At 67.1% G+C, this 20,503-nt stretch carries 19 protein-coding genes; 11 read left to right on the forward strand and 8 right to left on the reverse strand.

Annotated features, from left to right (window positions below):
* Nucleotides 1-481: 481 nt before the first annotated feature.
* The 3 genes from smc to ACIPV5_RS10155 are packed head-to-tail and all read left to right on the forward strand — an operon-like array spanning nucleotide 482 to nucleotide 5,463.
* Nucleotides 482-4,021: a chromosome segregation protein SMC gene (gene smc / locus ACIPV5_RS10145; protein ID WP_400340960.1), complete on the forward strand. Its 3,540-nt coding sequence runs from the start codon at nucleotides 482-484 to the stop codon at nucleotides 4,019-4,021.
* A gap of 24 nt (nucleotides 4,022-4,045) precedes the next feature.
* Nucleotides 4,046-4,918, forward strand: a complete 873-nt coding sequence (gene ftsY, locus ACIPV5_RS10150) for a signal recognition particle-docking protein FtsY (RefSeq protein ID WP_400340961.1) — start codon at nucleotides 4,046-4,048, stop codon at nucleotides 4,916-4,918.
* A 44-nt stretch (nucleotides 4,919-4,962) separates the two neighbouring features.
* Complete coding sequence (locus ACIPV5_RS10155; protein ID WP_053095921.1) at nucleotides 4,963-5,463, forward strand: DUF2004 domain-containing protein; 501 nt, start codon at nucleotides 4,963-4,965, stop codon at nucleotides 5,461-5,463.
* 16 nt (nucleotides 5,464-5,479) lie between these two features.
* On the opposite strand, the gene lipA is transcribed toward ACIPV5_RS10155, so the two are convergent.
* Nucleotides 5,480-6,469, reverse strand: coding sequence for a lipoyl synthase (gene lipA / locus ACIPV5_RS10160; protein WP_053095923.1), 990 nt, complete (start codon nucleotides 6,467-6,469; stop codon nucleotides 5,480-5,482).
* Nucleotides 6,466-7,119, reverse strand: a complete 654-nt coding sequence (gene lipB, locus ACIPV5_RS10165; protein ID WP_053095925.1) for a lipoyl(octanoyl) transferase LipB — start codon at nucleotides 7,117-7,119, stop codon at nucleotides 6,466-6,468. Before lipB ends, lipA begins: the two co-directional genes overlap by 4 nt.
* Before the next feature lie 93 nt (nucleotides 7,120-7,212).
* Between lipB and ACIPV5_RS10170 the strand changes: the two genes are divergently transcribed.
* Together ACIPV5_RS10170 and ffh are read left to right on the forward strand one after the other, a co-directional pair.
* The gene (locus ACIPV5_RS10170; RefSeq protein WP_053095926.1) at nucleotides 7,213-7,833 is read left to right on the forward strand and encodes a TetR/AcrR family transcriptional regulator; all 621 of its coding nucleotides are present in this window, start codon (nucleotides 7,213-7,215) and stop codon (nucleotides 7,831-7,833) included.
* Nucleotides 7,834-7,846: 13 nt separating this feature from the next.
* Nucleotides 7,847-9,400 (forward strand): signal recognition particle protein, encoded by a 1,554-nt coding sequence (gene ffh / locus ACIPV5_RS10175; RefSeq protein ID WP_053095928.1) that lies wholly within the window; start codon nucleotides 7,847-7,849, stop codon nucleotides 9,398-9,400.
* Nucleotides 9,401-9,409: 9 nt separating this feature from the next.
* On the opposite strand, the gene ACIPV5_RS10180 is transcribed toward ffh, so the two are convergent.
* Nucleotides 9,410-10,318: an EamA family transporter gene (locus tag ACIPV5_RS10180; RefSeq protein ID WP_400340962.1), complete on the reverse strand. Its 909-nt coding sequence runs from the start codon at nucleotides 10,316-10,318 to the stop codon at nucleotides 9,410-9,412.
* 78 nt (nucleotides 10,319-10,396) lie between these two features.
* Between ACIPV5_RS10180 and ACIPV5_RS10185 the strand changes: the two genes are divergently transcribed.
* Complete coding sequence (locus tag ACIPV5_RS10185) at nucleotides 10,397-11,332, forward strand: LysR family transcriptional regulator (RefSeq protein ID WP_400340963.1); 936 nt, start codon at nucleotides 10,397-10,399, stop codon at nucleotides 11,330-11,332.
* 2 nt (nucleotides 11,333-11,334) lie between these two features.
* Here the strand turns inward: ACIPV5_RS10185 and glpK are convergent, their stop codons facing one another.
* The 3 genes from glpK to ACIPV5_RS10200 all read right to left on the reverse strand — a co-directional run bounded on the left by glpK (nucleotide 11,335) and on the right by ACIPV5_RS10200 (nucleotide 15,433).
* Nucleotides 11,335-12,849 (reverse strand): glycerol kinase GlpK, encoded by a 1,515-nt coding sequence (gene glpK, locus ACIPV5_RS10190; RefSeq protein ID WP_053095934.1) that lies wholly within the window; start codon nucleotides 12,847-12,849, stop codon nucleotides 11,335-11,337.
* 29 nt (nucleotides 12,850-12,878) lie between these two features.
* Nucleotides 12,879-13,631 (reverse strand): MIP/aquaporin family protein, encoded by a 753-nt coding sequence (locus tag ACIPV5_RS10195; RefSeq protein ID WP_053095936.1) that lies wholly within the window; start codon nucleotides 13,629-13,631, stop codon nucleotides 12,879-12,881.
* A 92-nt stretch (nucleotides 13,632-13,723) separates the two neighbouring features.
* Nucleotides 13,724-15,433, reverse strand: a complete 1,710-nt coding sequence (locus ACIPV5_RS10200; protein WP_053095938.1) for a glycerol-3-phosphate dehydrogenase/oxidase — start codon at nucleotides 15,431-15,433, stop codon at nucleotides 13,724-13,726.
* Between the two features lie 100 nt (nucleotides 15,434-15,533).
* Between ACIPV5_RS10200 and ACIPV5_RS10205 the strand changes: the two genes are divergently transcribed.
* Nucleotides 15,534-16,505: a sugar-binding transcriptional regulator gene (locus ACIPV5_RS10205; protein ID WP_053099094.1), complete on the forward strand. Its 972-nt coding sequence runs from the start codon at nucleotides 15,534-15,536 to the stop codon at nucleotides 16,503-16,505.
* Nucleotides 16,506-16,507: 2 nt separating this feature from the next.
* On the opposite strand, the gene ACIPV5_RS10210 is transcribed toward ACIPV5_RS10205, so the two are convergent.
* Nucleotides 16,508-17,659 carry a glutamate--cysteine ligase gene (locus tag ACIPV5_RS10210; RefSeq protein WP_400340964.1) on the reverse strand — a complete coding sequence of 384 codons (1,152 nt, stop codon included), beginning with the start codon at nucleotides 17,657-17,659 and terminating at the stop codon, nucleotides 16,508-16,510.
* Nucleotides 17,660-17,868: 209 nt separating this feature from the next.
* Here ACIPV5_RS10210 and rpsP point away from each other — a divergent pair, with 209 nt between their 5' ends.
* From rpsP to trmD, 4 genes are read left to right on the forward strand one after another with little or no spacing between them, the layout of a single operon-like run.
* Complete coding sequence (gene rpsP / locus ACIPV5_RS10215) at nucleotides 17,869-18,303, forward strand: 30S ribosomal protein S16 (RefSeq protein ID WP_053095939.1); 435 nt, start codon at nucleotides 17,869-17,871, stop codon at nucleotides 18,301-18,303.
* 6 nt (nucleotides 18,304-18,309) lie between these two features.
* Entirely contained in the window at nucleotides 18,310-18,540 is a 231-nt protein-coding gene (locus tag ACIPV5_RS10220) for an RNA-binding protein (RefSeq protein ID WP_053095941.1), read from the forward strand.
* Entirely contained in the window at nucleotides 18,533-19,144 is a 612-nt protein-coding gene (gene rimM, locus ACIPV5_RS10225; RefSeq protein WP_053095943.1) for a ribosome maturation factor RimM, read from the forward strand. Before ACIPV5_RS10220 ends, rimM begins: the two co-directional genes overlap by 8 nt.
* A gap of 19 nt (nucleotides 19,145-19,163) precedes the next feature.
* The gene (gene trmD / locus ACIPV5_RS10230) at nucleotides 19,164-19,874 is read left to right on the forward strand and encodes a tRNA (guanosine(37)-N1)-methyltransferase TrmD (protein WP_053095944.1); all 711 of its coding nucleotides are present in this window, start codon (nucleotides 19,164-19,166) and stop codon (nucleotides 19,872-19,874) included.
* On the opposite strand, the gene ACIPV5_RS10235 is transcribed toward trmD, so the two are convergent.
* On the reverse strand, nucleotides 19,871-20,443 hold the full coding sequence (locus tag ACIPV5_RS10235) for a histidine phosphatase family protein (protein WP_400340965.1): 573 nt from the start codon (nucleotides 20,441-20,443) through the stop codon (nucleotides 19,871-19,873). The genes trmD and ACIPV5_RS10235 overlap by 4 nt on opposite strands.
* Nucleotides 20,444-20,503: the final 60 nt, after the last annotated feature.

Genomic DNA, 20,503 nt, shown 5'->3' on the forward strand with positions numbered 1-20,503 from the left:
TGAAGGGCGGCGGTGCGCGGTGAGAGTCGAGAGCCCGGTGCGCCCGAAGGCGAGCACCGGGATCGGCGGAGAGCCGTGATCCGGAGAGGATCAGAGGGCGGAGCGCGGAGTAGAGCGGGCGAGAAGCCCCGTCACAGGTCGGAGACCGGTGGATCGTTCGGGGCAGAGTTCTCGGGCTGCGGTTCTACGAGAGAGCGCTTCGACGGACGCCGGCGGTTACCGAGTGCGCAGAGCGCGGCGCGAATGGCGCGGCGAGGCCAGTGGCCTGAGCAGTGAGCTGAGTGATCATCGGTAACCTCCTTTCGTGTGGCGATCCGGAGGTTACGGTAGCGAAACCCGGGCGTGTCCGTCAAGCATGACCGGCGTGGATCGGCGTGTCGCGCGGAATTCCGGTTCACTGCGAACCCGCGCGGGATGCCCGTTCTGAGCCGTCATTCCGGTAGCGTATGGGCGTGATTCACCCCCGAGACGCGGTACGCGCATGCATCTGAAGAGCCTGACCCTCAAGGGGTTCAAGTCCTTCGCGCAGCCGACCAGCTTCGTCTTCGAGCCGGGTGTCACCTGCATCGTCGGGCCCAACGGGTCAGGCAAGTCCAACGTGGTGGACGCCCTCGCCTGGGTCATGGGCGAGCAAGGGGCCAAGACGCTGCGCGGCGGCAAGATGGAAGACGTCATCTTCGCAGGCACCTCGACCCGGGGGCCGCTGGGCCGCGCCGAGGTGCAGCTGACGATCGACAACAGCGACGGGGCACTGCCGATCGAGTTCGCCGAGGTCACGATCAGCCGGACTCTGTTCCGCAACGGATCGAGCGAATACGCGATCAACGGAGAGAACTGCCGCCTGCTCGATCTGCAGGAGCTCCTCAGCGACTCCGGGCTGGGACGCGAGATGCACGTCATCGTCGGACAGGGCCGGCTGGACACGGTGCTCCAGGCATCGCCGGAAGACCGTCGTGGCTTCATCGAAGAGGCCGCCGGCATCCTCAAGCATCGGCGGCGCAAGGAGAAGACCCTTCGCAAGCTCGATGCGATGGAGACCAACCTCACGCGATTGAGCGACCTCGCGGGTGAGATCCGCCGTCAACTGAAGCCGCTGGGACGCCAGGCCGAGATCGCGCGAGAGGCGCAGACGATCGCCGCTGTCGTCCGCGATGCCAAGGCCCGGATCTTCGCCGACGACGTCGTGGCGCTGCGCACCGCCCTGGCCGATCACACGCGCACGGAGAACGAGAGACATACCGAACGACTGGTGCTGTCCGATCAGGCGGAGGCGGTGCGGGCGAACATCGCACGGCTCGAGCAGGATCAGAACTCGGCCGCGGTGGACCAGGCGAGAAGCGTCGCCTTCGGTCTCGAGCAGGTGCAGGAGCGGATGCGCGGGCTTTACACTCTGGCCAATCAGCGGCTCGCGCTGCTCGGCTCGGACGACGATGACGCGGCCGTGACCGCCGTCACGGTCACGCAGAGCACGATCGACGAGGCGAAAGATGAGATCACCGTGATTTCCGCTGGCCTTGGTGACGCCCAGGAAGCGGCGACCGTGGCGAGCCGCGAGGTGATGCTCGCGCGCGCCGAACTCGACACTCTCGACGTCGACATCGCCGAACAGAGCGCGCTGGTGTCGGCGTACGACATGCGCATCAGTTCGCTGCGTGGCACAGCCGATGCGGCCGCGTCCGCTCTCGTTGCCGTGCGGGGCGCGGTTCTTCGGCAGGAGAACGCTCTCGAGGCGGCGAACGCGCGCCGTCGTGACGCAGCGGAAGCCCTCGAGGCCATCGCCGATGCAGAGGCGCCTGAGGGCACGGCAGCCGAGCATTCCGCAACGTACGAGAGCGCGCAGCGGGCTGCGACGGCGGCCGAAGCCGAGCGGGAGACACTCCGAGAGCGGCTGCACGCGGCGGAACGCGAGGTCGACGCGCTCACCGCGAAGTCGGCGGCGCTCGGGAGCGCGCTCGCGATCTCCGGAGGAGCCGCGGAGATCGTGAAGACCGGCGGTCCGGGGATACGCGGACTCGTGGGCGACTCGGTGCAGGTCAGGAGCGGATTCGAAGCCGCCGTCGCGGCGGTGCTGGGTCCCCTCGCCGAAGGCGTCCTCGTCGACGGCGCGGACGATGCGTTCGACCTCGCCGGCGACGCGTCGGAGCAGCGACGGGGAGTGGTCGATTTCGTGATCGCCGACTCCGCGCGTCCGTTGATCGAGCTGCCCGCCATCGATGGGGTGACCCGCGCGGTCGACACGGTCACGGCGCCGGACGGCGTCCTCGGCATCCTGTCGCACGTGGTCATCGCAGACAGCCTCGACGCGGCGCGTGCCGCGCGACTGTCACTCGATCTCGCCGGCGACACCACCACCACGATCGTGACCACCGCCGGCGACGTCGTCACCGCTCAGACTCTGCGCACGGGTTCCGGCGGCGAACGCTCGCGCCTCGAGCTCGCCGCCGAACGAGACGCGGCGAACGACCGCCTGGCCGAAGTGCAGGTCATCGTCGACTCGCTGCGGGAGGCGCGTGAGGACGCGAACGAGTCCGTCGAGACATCCCGTCGTCTGGCGAAGGACGCGCTCCGGGCGCTCCGCGAGCACGATGCCGCGCTGGCGACGCACGCCGAGCAGGTCAACCGCATCACGGTCACCCACGAGTCGGCGGTCGCCGAGTGCGAGCGACTCGAGAACGGGCTCGCGCAGGCGCAGAGCGCGGTGCAGGAGGCCGAGGCCGCGTCGGAGGCAGCCAAGGCCGAGTGGGACGCCGCTGTCGCGGCGCCGCGGCCCGTGCTCGACGCCTCAGCGCGTGACGGACTGCTCGAAGCGCTCGAGATCGCACGCGAGGGCGAGGTCAGGGCTCGCCTGGAGATCGAGACGCTGCGTGAGCGCGTGCGCGCTGCCCAGTCCCGGGTCGTCGGTCTCGAGCGGCAGCGCGAGCAGGAGCGGGACGCGGCTGCCGAGGCAGCGCGCCGGGCCGTCATCCGCCGTGCGCAGCGCGAGGCGGCATCCGGCGTCGCGCTAGAGCTCCCGCGCATCCTCGATTCGATCGATCGGTCCGTCACCGAGGCACGCGTCGCGCTGGCCGAGGCGGAGTCGGCGCGATCGGCGCAGAACCAGGAGTTGACGGCTCTGCGCGCGCAGGAGACCTCGCTGCGGGAGAGGTTGGCCGGCCTCACCGAGAGCGTCCACGGTCTCGAGCTGCAGATCCATGAGAAGAAGCTGCACCTCAACAGCCTCCTGGAGCGGGTGGCGTCGGAGCTCGCGCTCGACGAAGATATTCTCGTTGCGGAATATGGTCCCGACCAGCTCGTTCCGCGGGACCCCGCTGCGGAGCCCGCCGATGACGAGCAGCTCGACACGGCGATCCCGTTCGATCGACGGATTCAGCAGCGTCGACTGGCTGATGCGGAGCGCAAGCTCGCTCAACTCGGACGCGTGAACCCGCTCGCGCTGGAGGAGTTCGCGGCACTCGAGCAGCGCCATGCATTCCTCACCGAACAGCTCGCCGACCTGACCCAGACGCGTCAGGATCTGCTCACGATCATCGCCGATCTCGACGAGCGGATGCAGACGATCTTCGCGAGCGCGTTCGAAGACACGAGGATCGCGTTCGGAGAGGTCTTCCCGCTGCTGTTCCCCGGCGGATCCGGAAGCATCTCGCTCACAGATCCCGAGAACATGCTCACCACGGGCATCGAGGTGTCGGTGCGTCCGGTCGGCAAGAAGATCGAGCGGCTCTCCCTGCTCTCGGGAGGTGAACGCTCCCTCGCCGCGGTCGCGCTGCTCGTCGCCATCTTCAAGGCGCGCCCGAGCCCCTTCTACATCCTCGACGAGGTCGAGGCGGCGCTCGACGACGCCAATCTCGGCCGCCTGCTCACCGTGTTCGAGCAGCTTCGCGAGAGCTCGCAGCTGCTCGTCATCACGCACCAGAAGCGAACCATGGAGATCGCGGACGCTCTCTACGGTGTGTCGATGCGTCAGGACGGCGTCTCTGCGGTCGTCGGGCAGCGTGTGGGCGACCGCGCGGCCGCCGTCTGACGGCGCTACCCGTAGGCTGGAGTCATGGTGGAGAAGTCGTGGTCCCTCACTCGCGCGCTGCGCGGGATGTTCGTCAAGCCCACTATCGACGAGACGACGTGGGAGGACCTCGAGACCGCTCTCATCACGGCTGACTTCGGTCCCGACATCAGCGAGAGGGTCGTCGAGGAGCTTCGAGAGAAGGTCGAGCGCTACCGCACGACCGATCCGCAGGATCTCCAGCGGATGCTGCGCGAGACGCTCGAGGAGCACTTCGCGAAGTTCGACACCACCCTGAAGCTCACCGAGCGACCGGCGGTCGTGCTCGTCGTGGGCGTCAACGGCGTCGGCAAGACCACGACGATCGGCAAGTTCACCAAGTTCCTCCGCGGGTTCCAGCGCAGCGTGGTGGTCGGTGCAGCCGACACGTTCCGTGCGGCGGCCGTCGATCAGCTCGCCACCTGGGCGCAGCGCGGGGGAGCGGCGATCGTCCGTCCCCAGCAGGAGGGCCAGGATCCGGCATCCGTCGCCTACCAGACGATCGAGTTCGCCCAGCGTGAGGGCATCGAGATCGCGATCATCGACACGGCCGGTCGTCTGCACACCAAGGGCGGGCTGATGGATGAGCTGGGAAAGATCCGTCGCGTGATCGAAAAGCAGGCGCCGATCAGCGAGGTCCTTCTCGTGCTCGACGCCACGACCGGGCAGAACGGAGTGATGCAGGCCGAGGCCTTCCTCCAGCATGCCGGCGTCACCGGTCTCGTCCTGACCAAGCTCGACGGATCGGCGAAGGGCGGTTTCGTCCTCGCCGTGCAGGAGCGCACCGGCATCCCCGTCAAGCTCCTCGGGCAGGGCGAGGGCATCGATGATCTGACCGGATTCACCCCCCATGTCTTCGTCAAGTCGCTCGTCGGCTGACGACGGGACTACCGCCGCGAGCACGAGGCTGGTTTCATAGCGTTATGGCGATCGAACACGACTACTTCGGACTCCTGTCCTCAGGGCCCGACGGCTCGATCTTCTGGTCCGAGACGGTGGAGCTCGGTGACCAGAGCGTCACCGTCGACCTCACGGCTCCCGACCAGGACGATGTCTCTGCCGACGCGCTCGACATCGCCGCTTCGCTCATCGCGGGGATCGAGAACGTCGACGCGGTCTCGCGGCGGGGCATGCTCGCGGAGGTCGACGATCGCACGAGCGAGGTCACCGAGTACATCCTTCAGCAGCAGGAGGCGTATGGTGACGAGCTCGAAGACGTCCTCGTCGACGTGAGCGGTGACGCCGCCGTCGACATCATCCGATCGCTCCGGCTCATGAGCATGACGATCCTCGCCGACGAGCACGGTGGGTCCGAGCCCTTCGCCGTGTTGGAGTACGCGCTCGACGCCACCACCACCGACGACGTCCTGCTCGTGAACCTCGGCTCCGACGGCAGCGTGCAATCCGTGATGAGCGCGGACTGACCGTTCCCGCCTCAGTTCAGACGGCTTGGGCGAAGCCGAGGTCTGCACTCTCGGCGATGTGCGCCAGGTGCGGCGGGATCTCGCGTCCTTTCGACACCATCGACTGCGCCCACAGCCGGCCGGCGCGGTAGGACGAGCGCACGAGGGGGCCTGCGAGCACGCCGAGGAAGCCGATCCGCTCGGCCTCCTCCTTGAACTCCACGAACTCGGTCGGCTTGACCCACCGTGCGACAGGCAGGTGACGAGGAGACGGCCGCAGATACTGCGTGATGGTGATGATGTCGCAGCCGGCGTCGTGCAGGTCGTTCAGCGCCTGGACGACCTCCTCCGGTTCCTCGCCCATTCCGAGGATGAGGTTGGACTTGGTGATCAGTCCCGCGTTGCGTGCCTGGGTGATCACATCGAGCGAGCGCTCGTACCGGAATGCAGGGCGGATACGCTTGAAGATGCGCGGCACGGTCTCGACGTTGTGGGCGAAGACCTCGGGGCGTGCGTCGAAGATCTGGCCGAGGAAGGCCGGATCGGCGTTGTGCTCGTTGGCGAGCAGCTCTACTCCGGTGTTCGGGTTGAGCTCGTGGATCTTCCGGACGGTCTCGGCATTCAGCCAGGCTCCGGTGTCCGGCAGGTCGTCGCGGGCGACGCTGGTGACCGTCGCATAGCGGAGGTTCATCCGCACGACGCTCTCGGCGACCCGGCGCGGCTCGTCCGTGTCGTAGGCGTCGGGCTTGCCGGTGTCGATCTGGCAGAAGTCGCACCGACGGGTGCACTGCGACCCGCCGATGAGGAAGGTCGCCTCTCGGTCCTCCCAGCATTCGAAGATGTTCGGACACCCCGCCTCCTGGCACACGGTGTGGAGGTCCTCGCTCTTCACCAGCGAGTGGAGCGCGGTGTACTCGGGCCCCATCTTCGCCTTCGTCTTGATCCATTCCGGCTTGCGCTCGATGGGCGTCTCGGCGTTGCGGATCTCGAGGCGGAGGAGCTTGCGTCCCTCGGGTGCGGCGGTCATCTGGAGGCTCCTACACGGTCGGCGGTCGAGTATTCGGCGAGGAAGGCGGCGGACACGGAGGCGCTGATGTCGGCGGGGGAGACGTCAGCACCGACGACCTCGCTCACCGTCGTCACGCCCGCGTCGGTGATCCCGCACGGGATGATGCCGCCGAAGCCCGCGAGAGTGTTGTCGCAGTTGATCGCGAAGCCGTGCATCGTGACGCCCTGCTGCACACGCACCCCGATCGCCGCGACCTTGTCCTCCGAGAGCGGGCGGCGGACCCATACGCCGCTGCGTCCCTCGACCTGGTACCCGTCGACGCCGAGCGGACGGAGCACGTCGATCAGGATGCGCTCGAGGCGGCGGACGTGAGCGACGACGTCCATCGGCTCGGGCAGTCGGACGATCGGGTATCCCACGAGCTGGCCGGGGCCATGCCAGGTGATCTTCCCGCCGCGGTCGACGTCGATCACCGGAGTGCCGTCGTGGGGGCGCTCCTGCGGCTCGGTCCGCTTGCCGGCGGTGTACACGGCCTCATGCTCGAGGAGGATGAGCGTGTCCGGACGGGTGCCGGACACGACGTCGGCATGGATGCTGCGCTGCAGATCCCAGCCCACGGTGTAGGGGACGTACGTCGGGGCGAGACCCGCCGTCAGTATCTCGAGCATGGAGACCACTCTCGTCAATAGATGGATTGCGTCTAAGAATACTCCTCCGCACTGACGGCGGCGCGCCGCAGCGACGCGCGGTAGCGTGTTGACATGAGCAGCACGAGCCGAGCAGGGCGGCCGAAGGCGTCTTCGCGGGAGACTCTCGCCGAGGCTGCCTGCGAGCTGTTCCTGGAGCAGGGGTACGACGCCACCTCGGTCGCCGACATCACCCAGCGAGCCGGAGTGAGCCGCTCGAGCTTCTTCAACTACTTCTCGTCGAAGAGCGACGTGCTCTGGTCCGGTCTCGACGACCGCATCGGTCGTGCGGTCGAAGATCTGGTCGCGGTGCACGAAGATCGCGACGGCGCGCACGTCAGACGCATCCTCTCGGCTCTCGTCGACGACTTCGCACCCGACAGCCTCGCACTCGCGATCAACAACTCGTCCGCGATGGGGCTCGACGACGAACTCGAGCAGGACGCCGCACGGCGACAGGCGCGCCTGGCTGCGACCCTCGCCGATCTCGCCCGGCGCTCCGGCGTCCCCGCGCTCACCGCCGACATCGCGGCAGCGACGTGGGCCGCCGCGGTTCTCGCTGCGGTGCGAGCCTGGGCCGAGAGCGGCGCAGGTCGCGGTTCGGTCAGCGATCGATTCGCCGACGCTGTGCGCGCGATCGCGCGGTTGCCGTGGACCGCGGCAGCGAGCGCGGAGAACGGGTCAGGATTCGCGTAAACTCGGTGTCACCATGGCTACCTTTGGCACGCTCTCCGATCGGCTCACCGAGACCTTCCGCAACCTTCGCACGAAGGGAAAGCTCACTGCGGCCGACGTCGACGGCACAGTGCGCGAGATCCGGCGCGCGCTGCTCGACGCCGACGTCGCGCTCACGGTCGTCAAGGACTTCACCGCGAAGGTGCGCGAACGTGCCCTCGGCGACGAGGTCAACAAGGCACTGAACCCGGCCCAGCAGGTCGTGCAGATCGTCAACGAGGAGCTCGTGCAGATCCTCGGAGGCGAGCAGCGTCGTCTCCAGTTCGCCAAGACCGCGCCGACGGTCATCATGCTCGCAGGACTCCAGGGTTCGGGTAAGACGACGTTCGCGGGCAAGCTCGCGAAGCAGCTCGAGGGGGAGGGACACACTCCTCTGCTCGTCGCGGCGGACCTCCAGCGCCCGAACGCCGTGAACCAGCTCCAGGTGGTCGCCGAGCAGGCCGGTGCCACCGTCTACGCACCCGAGCCGGGCAACGGCGTGGGCGACCCGGTCAAGGTCTCGCGTGACGGTGTCGAGCATGCGCGACGTCACCAGCACGACGTGGTCATCATCGACACCGCCGGACGCCTGGGTGTGGATGCCGAGCTCATGAAGCAGGCATCCGACATCCGCAAGGCCACCGACCCCGACGAGGTTCTCTTCGTCATCGACGCCATGATCGGCCAGGATGCGGTGAACACCGCTCGTGCGTTCCAGGAGGGTGTCGACTTCACCGGCGTCGTGCTGTCGAAGCTCGACGGAGATGCCCGCGGTGGTGCGGCGCTGTCCGTCGCCTCCGTGACCGGACGACCGATCATCTTCGCATCGACCGGTGAGCGCCTCGAAGACCTCGAGCCGTTCCACCCCGATCGCATGGCCAGCCGGATCCTGGATCTCGGCGACATCCTCACCCTCATCGAGCAGGCCCAGCAGGCCTTCGATGAGGAAGAGGCGGTCAAGATGGCCGAGAAGCTCGCGACCGAGCAGTTCACACTCGAAGACTTCCTCGACCAGCTTCAGCAGATGAAGAAGATGGGATCGATGAAGAAGATGCTGGGAATGCTTCCCGGCATGGGGCAGATGAAGCAGCAGCTCGAGGACTTCGACGAGCGCGAGATCGATCGCACCGAGGCGATCATTCGCTCCATGACTCCTGGTGAGCGCCGCAATCCGAAGGTCCTCAACGGCTCGCGTCGCCTGCGTATCGCCCGCGGTTCGGGAATGACGGTCACGGATGTCAACCAGCTCGTCCAGCGCTTCGATCAGGCCGCGAAGATGATGAAGACCGTCGCGCGCGGCGGCACCCCGAACATCCCGGGCATGGGGTCGATGCCCGGCATGGGCAAGCCCGGCGCGTCGTCGAAGCGCGGCAAGAAGGGCAAGTCCTCCGGCGGTTCGCGTTCCGGCAACCCCGCCAAGCGCGCCGCCGAGAACGCCGGCCTCGCTCCGACGTCGACTCCGACGGGTTCGGGTTTCGGTCTCGGGGGCGCGAAGGCGCCGAGCGAAGCCGACCTCGCGGAGATCCAGAAGCTCTTCGGCAAGAGCTGAGGCGTCCCTTCAGAGTCGGCGCGCGGGCAGCACCGGTTCCGGAGCACGTGACGACCGGCGGGGTCGCCGGAGCGCGGTCAGCTGTCCTCCGACGAGGGCGACCAGGACGAGAACGACACCGACGACCTGAGCCGTCGTGAACCTCTCGCCGGCGACGAGTGCGCCCAGCAGAGTCGCCACGACGGGGGAGAGCAGAGCGAGCAGCCCGGGTGCGATCACTGGCAGCTGCTGGATGCCTCGAAACCACAGTATGTAGGCGAGCAGGCCTCCCACCGATCCGAGCCAGACGTACCCGAGCGCTGCTCCGCCGTCGACGGTCGGGGGAGTGCCTTCGAACAGCAGGGCGAGGGGCAGCAGGACCAGCCCGCCCGCAGTCAGCTGCCACCCCGCGTAGGCGACGGCCCCCACGCCTGCCGGGCGCCCCCAGCGCTTGGTGAGGATCATGCCCACCGAGGTCGCAGTCACCCCGCCGAGCGCCGCCAGGATGCCGAGGGCATCGAGCTGGGCTGCTGGTCCGAGCACGACGAGAGCGACGCCTCCGGCACCCACGGCGGCAGCGATTGCCGTGACAGGGCGGATGCGGTCTCCGAGCAGCAGAGCACTCAGTCCGAGGATGGTCAGCGGTTGGACACCCGCGACGGCGGCGGCGACTCCGCCGGGCAGCCTTTCCGCGGCGATGAACAGGAGCGGGAAGAATGCGCCGATGTTGAGGGTTCCGAGTGCGAGAGATCTCAGCCACCAGGCTCCGCGTGGCAGAGCGCGACCGATCGACATGGCGACGAGTCCCGCAGGAAGCGCGCGGAGGAGTCCTGCGAAGAGGGGATGACCGGTCGGGAGCAACTCCGTCGTCACGATGTAGGTGGTGCCCCACGACAGAGGGGCCAGCGCGGTGAGCAGCAGCAGGGCGAGGCGGTTCATTCCTTCAGCCTGAATGCCTATCAGTCATGAGTCCAACGCATGGTTCTCACCTGACACATGAGCTGCGATCATGAATGCATGGATCTGCAGCAGTTGAGATACGTCGTCGAAGTCGCGTCGTCCGCCAGTTTCACGCGCGCCGCCGAGCGCTGCTTCGTGACGCAGTCGGCGCTGAGCCACCAGATAGCTGCTCTCGAGCGGGAACTCGGGCAGCGGCTGTTCGTCCGATCGAGCCGCAGCGTACGCACCACCGAGGCGGGTGAGGCATTCCTCGTCCATGCGAATCGGGCGGTCAGAGCAGCGCACGATGCGCGTGACGCTGCGGCTGCCACGGCCGGCCACGTCGTGGGCACCCTTCATCTCGGTGTCATCCCCACGGGCAGCGCCGTCCCTGTCCCGCAAGCGATCGCACGGTTCCGCGCCGCTCATCCGGATGCCGCGGTCGAGCTCACGGTCGGCAACAGCGACACGCTGGTGGAGGCCGTTCGGCGCGGCGACCTCGATGTCGCTCTGCTGGGACTGCGAGAGGGCGTCGAGCCTCGGAGCGTGGCATTTCGTGCACTCGCCCGCGAACGCCTTGTTGTCGCGGCATCCCCTGCTCACCGCATCTCCGGGCATGTCGGCGTCAGCCTCGCCGACCTCGCGGATGAGGTCTTCGCGGACTTTCCCGCGGGCACATCTGGCCGCGCCCAGGCGGACGCTGCCTTCGCGGCAGCCGGCATCACACGTGACGTGCCCTTCCAAGCGGACTCGTCTGAGCTGATATTGGGTCTCGTCTCCCAGGGGCTCGCGATCTCACTGCTGGCACCGGGGGTGATCGCTACGTCGTCCTTCGACGTCGCGGCGGTCGATCTCGTCGATGGTCCCGTACGGGTTCAGTACGTCGCCTGGGACGATCGCTCCCCGCGCAACGTCACGTCCGCCTTCCTCCGCGTCGTCGAGTCGATGACGTCGCGCCGGAATGATGAAGCGGGCCCGGAGGAATCCTCCGGGCCCGCCCACTCAGGTATCTGAGGTCACTTCACGTCTTCGTCGACCCAGTCCATCGACTTGCTGACGGCCTTGCGCCACAGACGCAGCTGGCGATCGCGCTCTCCGTCTTCCATGGAGGGCTCCCAACGGCGGTCCTCCTGCCAGTTGGCGGAGAGATCGTCGAGTCCGTTCCAGAATCCGACGGCGAGACCGGCCGCGTAAGCGGCGCCGAGCGCCGTCGTCTCCGCCACGACGGGGCGAACGACCGGCACACCGAGCACATCGGCCTGGAACTGCATGAGCGCGTCGTTCGCGACCATCCCGCCGTCGACCTTGAGTTCCGTGAGGTCGACTCCGGCATCCGCGTTGACGGCGTCGAGCACGTCGCGGGTCTGGAATGCGACCGCCTCGAGCGCTGCGCGAGCGATGTGATTCTTGTTCGCGTAGCGGGTGAGGCCCACGATGGCGCCGCGGGCGTCCGGACGCCAGTAGGGCGCGAACAGACCGGAGAACGCCGGGACGATGTACACGCCGCCGTTGTCGTCGACCTGCTTCGCGAGTTCTTCGACCTCGGGAGCGGAGCCGATGATGCCGAGCTGGTCGCGCAGCCACTGGATCAGGGATCCGGTGACGGCGATCGAGCCCTCGAGCGCGTAGTGCGTCGGTCCGTCGCCGAGCTTGTAGCCGACAGTGGTGAGCAGGCCGTTCTTCGAGTGGACGATCTCCTCACCCGTGTTGAAGATCAGGAAGCACCCGGTGCCGTAGGTGTTCTTGCTCTCGCCCGTGTTGAATGCGGCCTGGCCGAAGGTCGCGGCCTGCTGGTCGCCGAGGATGCCGGCGATCGGCGTCTCGCGCAGCAGTGACGAGTCCTCGGCTGCGCCGTAGACCTCGGAGGAGGAGCGGATCTCGGGCATCATCGAGCGGGGAACGCCGAACGCCTCGAGGATGTCGTCGCGCCACTCGAGCGTCTCGAGATCCATGAACATCGTGCGCGAGGCGTTGGTGACGTCCGTCACGTGAACGCCGCCGTCGACACCGCCGGTGAGGTTCCAGAGCACCCAGCTGTCCGTCGTGCCGAAGACGAGGTCGCCGGCATCCGCCTTCTCGCGAGCGCCCTCGACGTTCTCGAGGATCCAGGCGATCTTGGTGCCGGAGAAGTAGGTGGCGAGGGGGAGGCCCACGATGGGCTTGAACCGCTCGACCCCGCCGTCGGCCGCGAGGCGGTCGACGATCTCCTGCGTACGGGTGTCCTGCCAGACGATGGCGTTGTAGACGGCCTTGCCGGTGGTCTTGTCCCAGACCACAGCGGTCTCGCGCTGGTTCGTGATTCCGACCGCGGCGATGTCGTGGCGCGTCAGGTCGGCGCGACTCAGTGCGAGTCCGATGACCTCCTGCACGTTGCGCCAGATCTCAGCGGGGTCGTGCTCGACCCAGCCTGCCTTGGGCAGGATCTGCTCGTGCTCCTTCTGACCGGTCGCGACGATGCTGCCCTTCTTGTCGAAGATGATCGCGCGGCTGGAGGTGGTGCCCTGATCGATGGCGATGATGTAGTCGGCCATTGTGTTCTCCTTTGAAGTCAGGTTCGGGTTCAGGCGAGGTTGAGCAGTACCGGCGCAGCGACGGCGGCGAGGACGCCGCCGATGAGCGGACCGACGACCGGGACCCACGAGTAGGACCAGTCGCTGGAACCCTTGCCCTTGATCGGGAGGATGGCGTGGGCGATGCGGGGGCCGAGGTCACGTGCCGGGTTGATCGCGTATCCGGTCGGTCCACCGAGCGATGCACCGATGGCGACCACGACGAGTGCGACGGGAAGGGCGCTGAGCGGGCCGAGGCCTCCGGGGACGCCGATCTCGATGTCGCCGTAGTCAGCGAACGCGAAGACCGCGAACACGAGGACGAACGTGCCGATGACCTCGGTGACGAGGTTCCAGCCGTACGAGCGGATCGCGGGACCGGTCGAGAAGACGCCGAGCTTGTTGGCGGGGTCGGGCTCCTCGTCGAAGTGCTGCTTGTAGGCCAGCCAGGTGAGGATCGCACCGACGATCGCGCCGAGCAGCTCAGCACCGGTCGCGACCGCGAACTGAGAGAAGTCGATCTTTCCTGCGACGAGAAGGCCGATGCCGACAGCAGGGTTCAGGATGGCGCCGGAGTAGGCGGAGGCGAGGACACCCACGAAGACCGCGAGACCCCATCCCCAGTTGACCATCAGGAAACCGCCGCCGAAGCCCTTGTTCTTGGCTAGCGCGACGTTGGCGACCACACCACATCCGAGGAGGATCAGCAGCGCTGTGCCGACGAACTCCGAGAGGAAGTAGAGACCGAGATTCACTTCAGTCATGTCTTCATTGACCTTTCTTGAGTGCCAGGGCCCCTTAGCCCTGGCACTTGTTGGGAATTACACCGCGTGGAGGGCGGTGTTCGGATGTCTCGTCAGCCGCGTGCGCGTGACGAGATCTGGAGTCCATGGCGTTCGTTCAGCAGCGCCCGCGTCTGCTCGAGTTCGGCATCGTGCCGTGCGCGATCCCAGTCGAGCAGAGGAGACAGCGCGTCTGCAAGCTCTTCGAGCACATCCGCATCGGCATTGCCGGTGAAAGCGATGCTGGTGCGGCGCAGAACGACGTCCTGCAGTCGCGCGACCATCTCGTTCTCGACCATCCATGCCAGCTCACGCGTCGAGAGGTCGCCGCCGACCAGAGGCGCGTCGTCTCCCTGCTCGATGAACTCCCAGACCTGCGCGGCGCGGGTTCCGTATCGGGCGAGAAGACGCTCGGCGCGATCGCCGGCTCCGGGCAGGTTCTCCTGGATCCAGATGCGACGTGCCTTCTCGGTGCGCGGGAAGTCACGGCCTCCGCCGATGGCGCGTCCGGCGGTGGACACGGTGCGGGTGCGACCGATCAGACCGAGCACCACGTCGGAGAGCGATTCGCCGAGGGCTCGGAAGGTGGTCCACTTGCCTCCGACGAGGCTCACGAGAGGGGCGGCACCCTTCTCATCGACTTCGATGCGATAGTCGCGAGAGACGAATCCCGGTGCGGTGTCCTCGTGCCGGGGGAGCGGACGGATCCCCGAGAAGTTGAAGACGATCTGCTCGCGGGTCACGTCGATCGTCGGGAAGACGTGGTGGATGAGGTCGAAGAAGTAGTCGATCTCCTCCTCGGTGCACACCGGGACTTCGCGGGGGTCTGCATCGATGTCGGTCGTCCCCACGAGAACGCGACCCTTGAGCGGGTAGATCAGGACGATGCGACCGTCGGAGTGCTCGAAGAAGATCTCGCGTCCGCGCGTCGCCTCGAGGAGCTCGGGGTGGTCGAGGACGATGTGGGATCCCTTGGTGCCGCCCATGAAACGCGTGTCGTTGCCCAGCGCGTCGTTGGTGAGATCGGTCCAAGGACCGGATGCGTTCACGACGACATCGGCGGTGACGGTGAACTCGGTCCCGCTCTCACGATCGCGGAGGACGACCTTCTCGCCGTCCCGCGCGATCGCCTCGACGTAGTTCAGTGCGACGGCGCCGGGGTGTGCGGCGCGTCCGTCCTGCAGGACGTCGAGCGCGAGGCGCTCCGGGTCGTGCATCGACGCGTCGTAGTAGGTGGCCGTGTACTTGATGTTCGGGTCGAGCGAGGGGAGCTCGGCGAGCGAGCGCTTGCGACCCAGGAACCGGTGACGGGGCACCATGCCGCCGTCGCGGGAGAACGTGTCGTAGATCGTCAGTCCGACCTTGATCAGGAACGCTCCACGCTCCTGGGGCTTGCCGCTCTTGTGCGTGAGGAAGCGCAGGGGAGCGGACAGGATGCCGGAGAAGGTCGAGTAGATGGGGATCGTCGTCTCGAGCGGCTTGACGTAGTGCGGGGCGATCTTCAGCAGACCGTTGCGCTCTTCGACCGATTCGCGCACGAGTCGGAACTCGCCGTTCTCGAGATAGCGGATGCCGCCGTGGATCATGTGGCTCGACGCCGCCGACGCGCCGGAGGCGAAGTCGCCTCGCTCGACGAGCAGTACGTCGACGCCCTGCAGCGCCAGATCACGGAACGCGGAGATCCCGTTGATCCCGGCTCCGATGACAAGGACGCTCGTGCGTCCGGACTCACGGACGGCGCGGACTGCCGCGCGTTCCGGTGATGAGTGTGTCGACTCGATCATCTTCGACCCTTCTCTGTGCGTGCTCCCAGCTTCGACCTGATCGCCCACCACGCGCAAGCCCGTTGCACATATGTGCAAAGATCGACTCGAGGAGGTCGTCATGCGCCAGTCTGACGCGGGATCGCGCGATTCCAAGCTGATCGCCGCGCTCACCGCGGCACAGCTCTACTACATGCAGGACAAGACCATGGAGGTGATCGCGCAGGAGCTGAAGACCTCGCGATCATCGGTGTCGCGCCTGCTCAGCTTCGCCCGCGAGAGCGGACTCGTGGACATCCGCATCAATTCCCCTCTCGAGCGACTCGGCATGCTGGAGCAGCGCATCCGGGACAGGCATCGCCTCGTGGCCCACGTCGTGCCCATCCCGGAGATCGTCAGCGAGGTCGAGAGGCTCGAGCGGGTGGCCCTGACCGCAGGGCGACTGCTGTCGCAGTTCGTCGACTCGAACATGATCGTGGGTGTCGCGTGGGGATCCACGATCAGCGCGGTCAGTCGTGGTCTCACGCAGAAGGAGACGCACAACACGACGTTCGTGCAGTTGAACGGTGCCGGGAACACGCAGACCAGCGGGGTCGAGTACTCGAGCGACATCCTCCAGCGCTTCGGCAGCGCGTTCGGTGCGCAGGTGCAGCAGTTCCCCGTGCCCGCGTTCTTCGACGATCCCTCGACGCGCGAGGCGATGTGGCGAGAGCGGAGCACTCTGCGGGTGCTCGACCTGCAGTCGAAGATGGACATCGCCGTGTTCAGTCTCGGCTCTCCGGCCGCGGAGGTCCCCAGTCGCGTGTACGTCGGCGGCTATCTCGGTCGCGACGACTACCGGAGCCTCCGGGAGGACCATGCGATCGGCGACGTGGCCACGGTCTTCTTCCGCGCGGACGGGTCCTGGAGGGACATCCGTGTCAACGCACGGGCGACGGGTCCGGGTCTCGACAGGCTGCGGCGGGTGCCCCGACGCGTGTGCGTGGTGTCCGGTGTTCCGAAGCTCGCCAGCCTCCGCGCCGCCATCGCCGCCGACCTCATCACGGACGTGGTGCTCGATGAAGGACTCGCGCGCAGGCTCGTCGAGGACTGACCCTACGGCTCGTCGGTCGAGGATTCCGGGCCGGAGCGGAACTCTCGGATCAGATGCTGGACGACTGCACCGAGGTCGCCGCCCGTCGCGTTCGCGATCGTCAGCTGACGCTCGTAGCTCGCGCCGTCCGAGAGGATCGTCTCGATGCTGCCGAACTCACGCACGCAGCCGAGTTCGACCGCGACCGGGGCGAGCTCCTCGAGCACCTCCGCAAGATGCTCCCGCACGGGACGCTGGGTTCCGGCGGCGTCGACGATCACCCGCGCGTCCAAGCCGTAGCGCGCGGCGCGCCACTTGTTCTCCCGGTGGTACCAGGCAGGCATCTGCGCGAGGGGGAGTCCCTCGTCCATCTGACGCGAGAGATGCTCGACCAGGACCTGCACGAGCGCGGCCACCGCCGCGAGCTCCGGCAGCGTGGAGAGCCCGTCGCATGCCCGCACCTCGATCGTCCCCCACCGCGGTGCGGGCCGGATGTCCCAGCGCACTTCGGTGGCGTCCGCCATCACACCGGTGCGCACCATGTCGTCGAGGTAGGCCTCGTACTCCGGCCAGTCCTGCAGCGGCCACGGGAGCCCCGCAGTGGGCAGCTGCTGGAACACCAGAGCACGGTTCGAAGCGTACCCGGTGCGCTCACCGGCCCAGAACGGACTCGAGGCGGAGAGAGCCTGCAGATGCGGGAGATAAGCGGCGAGGGCGTTGATGATCGGGATGACCTTGCGCTGATCCTCCACGCCGATGTGGACGTGGATCCCCCAGATCATCATGTTCCGACCCCACCACTGGGTGCGCTCGATCAGGGTGTGGTAGCGCGTCTTGTCGGTCACTTCCTGGTGGTACCACTGCGCGAACGGGTGACTGCCGGCCGAGAGCAGCTCGATGCCGGCCGGATCCGTCGCCGCACGAACAGCGGTGATCGCGTTGGCGATGTCGTCCACGGCATGGGCCACGGAATCGCCGATGCCGCTGGTGACCTCGATCGTGTTGGTGAGGAGCTCGCCCGTCACGGTGTGCCGTTCTTCTGCACTCTCATCCTCGAGTGCCGACAGCAGCTCGGGGGCGCGGCCGACGAGATCACCGCTCACCGGATCGGCGAGCATGATCTCCCACTCGAGACCGACGGTGGACCGGGCCGATGGCGCGAAATCGAGCTTCACGAGCACAGTCTGACACGCGCTGTCGGCGACACGGCAACCGTCGTGTCGCCGCGTTTCGCTCCTGGGCCGCGGATCTGGCAGAATAGAAGGTCGGACGACGTGCTCGACCCTCTATCCAGCACTCGTCCTCCCTATTTGAGCTTCCGCCGGGTGTGCACCCCACTCTCCAGGCGATCGGTTCGTTACCTTCCACACAATTCAGGAGAATCGTGGCTGTCAAGATTCGTCTCAAGCGCCTGGGCAAGATCCGTGCGCCGTACTACCGCATCGTCGTCGCCGACTCGAAGACCAAGCGCGATGGTCGCGTGATCGAGGAGATCGGCAAGTACCACCCCACCGAGGAGCCCTCGTTCATCGAGATCGACTCCGACCGTGCGCAGTACTGGCTCTCCGTCGGCGCTCAGCCGACCGAGCAGGTCGCTGCTCTGCTCAAGATCACGGGCGACTGGGGCAAGTTCAAGGGCGACAAGGACGCGAAGTCCACGCTGAAGGTCAAGGAGCCCAAGGTTCCGTTCGAGATCGACGCGTCCAAGAAGTCCGTCGTCAAGCCCAAGGCCGAGAAGAAGGTGGAGGCCCCCGCTGAGGAGGCTCCCGCCAAGGCCGACGCGGAGGCCGCAGAGGCTCCCGCCGCCGACGCAGAGTAATTCGTCGTGCTCGCCGCCGCGCTCGAACACATCGTCAAGGGGATCGTCGATCACCCTGAAGATGTCCGCATCAACGCTTCCACGACGCCGAGAGGCGACCTGCTCGAGGTGCGTGTGCACCCCGACGACCGTGGTCGAGTGATCGGGCGCGGCGGCCGCACCGCAAAAGCACTGCGCACGCTCATCGCCGCTCTCGCGGATGGGCGGCGTGTCCGGGTCGACGTCGCGGATGACTGACGTGGTGTCCAAGGACCGCAACCAGGGCAAGAACCAGCTGCGGGTGGGGCGCCTCGTCAAGGCCCACGGCCTCAAGGGCGCTCTCAAGCTCGAGCTGTACACCGACAACCCGGAACGCCGATTCACTCCGGGAGCCGAGTTCACGTTGCAGGTGCCTGAGGCATCTCCGTGGCATGGCAAAACCGTCGTCGTTCGCGAATACCGCGTGATGAACGGCAACCCCGTCGTCTTCCTCAAGGATGTCGACGATCGCGAGGGCGCAGAGACTCTCGTCCGAGCCATCCTCTGGATCGATCAGGACAACGACGAGGTCGAGGACAACGCGTGGTTCGACCATCAGCTCGTGGGTCTCGACGTCGTCCGTGACGGCGTCGTCGTGGGCAAGGTGGCTCGCGTCGAGCATTTCCCTGCGCAGGATCTGCTCATCGTCAGGTCCGGCGAGCAGGACATCATGGTGCCGTTCGTCCAGGCGATCGTTCCCACGGTCGACATCAGCGCCGGACGCGTCATCGTCACGCCGCCTGCGGGCCTCTTCGAAGAGCTCCCTGACGCGTCCGATGCGACGGAGGCGGGGGAGTCCTCCGACTCCGACGCCACCGACTGATCCCTCGTTCGGCCCGCCAGTGCGCATCGACGTCCTCTCGATCTTCCCGTCGTACTTCGACGGTCTGACGCTCTCCCTGCTCGGGAAGGCGCAGAGTACCGGCATCCTCGACCTGCGTGTCCGAGACCTCCGTGAGTGGACGTCCGATCGTCACCGCACCGTGGACGACACCCCCTACGGGGGCGGGGCGGGGATGGTGATGAAGCCGGAGCCCTGGGGGCTCGCGCTCGACGAGCTGGCATCATCTGCTCCGTCCGAAGAGGGCAGTCGGCCCACGATCATCTTCCCGTCGCCCGCAGGCGAGGTCTTCACGCAGGCCACCGCACGCGATCTCAGCACTCGCGACCACCTCATCTTCGGATGCGGTCGATACGAGGGGATCGACGAGCGGGTGTTCGAATACGCCTCATCGCTCGGCGAGGTGCGGCTCATCAGTCTCGGCGATTACGTCCTCAACGGCGGGGAAGTGGCGACGATGGCGATGATCGAGGCCATCGGTCGCCTGATCCCCGGTGTCGTGGGAAATCCGGCGAGCCTCGTCGAGGAGTCTCACGAGGACGGACTCCTCGAGTACCCGTCTTACACGAAGCCGTCGGTGTGGCGAGAGCGACCGGTGCCGGACGTGCTGCTGAGCGGCAATCACGGCGTGATCGCTTCCTGGCGGCGGGATCAGCAGATCGAACGGACGCGACGTCGGCGCCCGGATCTGCTGCCGGACGACGACCGCTAGACGATCCGTTCGATCCCCGAGTCGATCTCGAACACCACGCCCTGAGGGTGCCGCAGCGAGAGCGCGGATGCGGGGTCCAGGCCCCGGAGCTCCGCACGCAGCAGCCGTCCGATCATCTCGTGACTCACCAGCAGCGGGATCCCGGACGAAGCCCACCCGCACACCGACAGTGCCCGGCGGGCACGTCCCTTCGCCTGGGCGTAGCTCTCACCTCCGGGAAATGCCCAACCATATCGGTTCTCAGCCCGGTCCTCGCGGGCGGTGGGGAATCGTTCATCGATCTCGGACCAGGTCAGGCCGGCCATCTCACCGTGATGGAGCTCGGCGAGCTCCGGTACCTCCACGAGATCTGCGCCGATCCGATCGGCGACGATGACCGCGGTCCGGAGCGCGCGGCCGAGCGGGCTGGAGCACACGGTGGTGATGCCTCGGTCGACGAGGCGCGCGGCGACGCTCTGCGCCTGAAGGATGCCGTCCTCGGTCAGAGGCGAGTCGAGTTGTCCGTGCAGCCGATGATCGAGGTTCCAGCAGGTCTGCCCGTGCCGCACCAGGAACAGGTGTTCTGGCACATGCCGATCCTCCGGAATCATGGACTCAGGATGGCATAGCCGCGTCGCCTCCGTACTGGC

The organism is Microbacterium sp. NPDC090014, from assembly GCF_044748285.1.
GTDB lineage: Bacteria > Actinomycetota > Actinomycetes > Actinomycetales > Microbacteriaceae > Microbacterium.